Annotated in this window: 3 protein-coding genes; all 3 read right to left on the minus strand. The window is 68.6% G+C overall.

What is annotated here, in order from left to right:
- Window positions 1-61: 61 nt before the first annotated feature.
- Window positions 62-751: a methionine ABC transporter permease gene (locus tag ACFX4F_RS20840; RefSeq protein WP_099820602.1), complete on the minus strand. Its 690-nt coding sequence runs from the start codon at window positions 749-751 to the stop codon at window positions 62-64.
- A complete protein-coding gene (locus ACFX4F_RS20845) occupies window positions 748-1,755 on the minus strand; it encodes a methionine ABC transporter ATP-binding protein (RefSeq protein ID WP_099820601.1) in 1,008 nt (335 codons plus the stop codon). Before ACFX4F_RS20845 ends, ACFX4F_RS20840 begins: the two co-directional genes overlap by 4 nt.
- A 207-nt stretch (window positions 1,756-1,962) precedes the next feature.
- Complete coding sequence (locus ACFX4F_RS20850; protein ID WP_099820600.1) at window positions 1,963-2,859, minus strand: DMT family transporter; 897 nt, start codon at window positions 2,857-2,859, stop codon at window positions 1,963-1,965.
- Between the last annotated feature and the right edge of the window lie 161 nt (window positions 2,860-3,020).

Here is a 3,020-nt window from a genome sequence, read left to right on the forward strand (position 1 = left end):
GGCCCGGCGCTGCCGCGCGAACGTTCCGGTAGCGCCGGGCCATGCCCGGCGGAAGCCCCGGTTATTTGCGGCTGTAATGCGCGACCAGGCGGTCGCCCAGCATCTGCAGCAGCTGCACCAGGATCAGCAGCACCACCACGGTGACCAGGGCCACGTCGGTGCGGTTGCGCTGGTAGCCTTCGCGCAGTGCCAGGTCGCCCAGGCCACCCGAACCGATCGCACCGCCCATGGCGGTGAAGCCGACCAGGGCGACGGTGGTGACCGTGGCTGCAGCGATCAGGCCCGGCCGGGCCTCAGGCAGCAGCACCCGGGTAACCAGCTGCCAGGTGGTGGCGCCCATCGACTGCGCGGCCTCGACCACGCCACGGTCCACTTCGCGCAGCGCAGTCTCGACCAGGCGCGCGTAGAACGGCGCCGCGCCGATCACCAACGCCGGCAGCGTGCCGAGCACGCCGATCGACTGCCCCATCAACCACAGCGACACGGGAATCAGCACCACCATCAGGATGATGAAGGGCACCGAACGCAGCAGGTTCACCACCAGCGCGAGTACGCCATAGGCGAGCGGCCGCCGCTTCATCTGCGGCGCGCCGAACACATACAGCAGCACGCCCATCGGCAGGCCGATGGCCAGGGTCAGCGGCAGCGAGCCGGCCATCATCAGCAGCGTCTCGATGGTGGCCTTGCCGATATCCACCCACTTGTCGGCATCCAGGTGGCGGAAGAAACCGCCGGCGGTGGCGATGATCATCGACGCAGTTCCTCAACGTGCACGCCGGCGGCCACGAACGCGGCCTGCGCGGCGGACTGGTCACCGCCCACCAGGGCGACGATCAGCTGGCCATACGGGGTGTCCTTGATCCGGTCGATACGGCCGGACAGGATGTTGTAGTCGACCCCGGTCTGCCGCGCGACGCTGCCGAGCAGGGGTTCGTAGGTGTCAGCGCCGAGGAAGGTCAGGCGCACGACACGGCCACCGACAGCGTCGAAATCGCGGTGCAATGTGCCTTCGTCCACGTGCTCCGATTCGCTGACGAAACGGCGGGTGGTCGGGTGCTGCGGATGCAGGAACACCTTGGTCACCGGGCCGGTCTCGACCAGCTGGCCGGCATCGAGCACGGCCACGCGGTCGCAGACGCGACGGATCACGTCCATCTCGTGGGTGATCAGCACGATGGTCAGGCCCAGCTCGCGGTTGATCTTCGACAGCAGCGCCAGCACCGAGGCGGTGGTCTGCGGATCGAGCGCGCTGGTGGCCTCATCGCAGAGCAGGATCTGCGGACGGGTGGCCAGCGCCCGGGCAATGCCCACGCGCTGCTTCTGCCCGCCCGACAGCTGCGCCGGGTACTTGTCCGCATGCGCCTGCAGGCCGACGGTCTGCAGCAGTTCGGCGACGCGCGCGTCGATCTCGGCCCTCGGCGTTCCGGCCAGTTCCAGCGGGAAGGCGACGTTGCCGGCCACCGTGCGCGAGGACAGCAGGTTGAAGTGCTGAAAGATCATGCCGATCCGGCGGCGCAGCGCGCGCAGGCCCTCCGGCTCCAGCGCGGTTACGTCTTCACCGGCGATCAGCAGACGACCACCGCTGGGCTCTTCCAAGCGGTTGATCATGCGGATCAGCGTCGATTTGCCCGCACCGGAATGGCCGATGATGCCGAACACCTCACCGGCCTCGATGGTCAGGTCCAGCGGCTGCAGCGCGCTGACTGAGCGGCCGGCAACGGCATAGGATTTGTGCAGGCGCTGGAACTCGATCACGGGATCAGCTCACCGGGAGGGCGATGGAAGGGGGCGTGCAGCCTACCAGCGCCGGCGCTCGCGCGCCCGCGCCATGGGCCAGAATGTTATTCCTTTTGGTTCTAAGGCGCTCGCAACCGCGTATTGGCCGGGGTCAGAGCCCCTGCGGGATCTGACCCCGGGTCGGATCCCCGCAGGGGCTCTGACCCATTCCCCGGTCACACCGGTTCAGGGATGGTCCAGCGGTTTCGGCGGTTCCTGCCGGTTCACCCGCTCGCGGTGCAGCAGGTACAGGCCCGAAGCGACGATGATCGCCGCGCCCGCCCAGGTGTAGCCGTCCGGCAGCTGCCCCCAGAACGCCAGATCCCAGCCGATCACCCAGACCAGGCCGCTGTACTCCAGCGGCGCGATCATCGAGGCCTCACCCAGCTGGAAGGCCTTGGTCAGCGCAATCTGGCCCAGTGCTCCGGCCAGGCCCATACCGGCGATCAACGGCGCATGCGCCATCTGCAGCGGCACCCAGCCGGGGATCGCCAGCAGCCCGGCGCCGATGGCCATGATGACCAGGAACCAGACCACCATCGACTGCGAGGTATCGGTGCGGGTCAGCAGGCTGACGGTGATCGCGGCGATGGCATAGGCGGTGGCGGCGGCCAGCACCATCAGGCCCGGCACCGAGATGAAACCGCCCACGCCCGGCCGCAGCACCACCAGCACGCCGACCAGGCCGATGCCGATGGCGACCCAGCGCCGCGGTCCGACCCGCTCGCCCAGCAGCGGCACCGACAAGGCGGCAATCAGCAGCGGCGCGACGAAGTAGATGGTGTAGGCGGTGGACAGCGGCAGGTCGCGCAGGGCGAACACGAAGCAGCCGATCATCGCCATGCCCAGCGCGCCGCGCAGCAGGTGCAGGCCCCAGCGGCGCGGGATCAACGAGCGTGGCCCGGCACTGGCCAGTACCCAGACCAGCACGAAGGGCAGCGACGCCACACCCCGCAGGAAGGTCACCTCCAGTGAGGGATAGCTGGCCGAAAGCTGCTTCATGCCGGCGTCCATCAGCGAGAAACAGGCGACGGCGGCGACCATCCAGGCCACGGCGCGCGAAGGGGAGCGTTGCAGGTTCATGGCCCATTATCGCCGAGCGCGCCGGATTGTAGAGCCGAGCCCATGCTCGGCTGGCGGTCCTGTAGAGCCGAGCCCGTGCTCGGCTGCTCTTCACAACGCAGCCGAGCATGGGCTCGGCTCTACAGAAAAGCGACAGCCACGGCATGGGCCCGGCTACAGAA

Source organism: Stenotrophomonas sp. YIM B13575, from assembly GCF_042787595.1.
Classification (GTDB): domain Bacteria; phylum Pseudomonadota; class Gammaproteobacteria; order Xanthomonadales; family Xanthomonadaceae; genus Stenotrophomonas; species Stenotrophomonas lactitubi_B.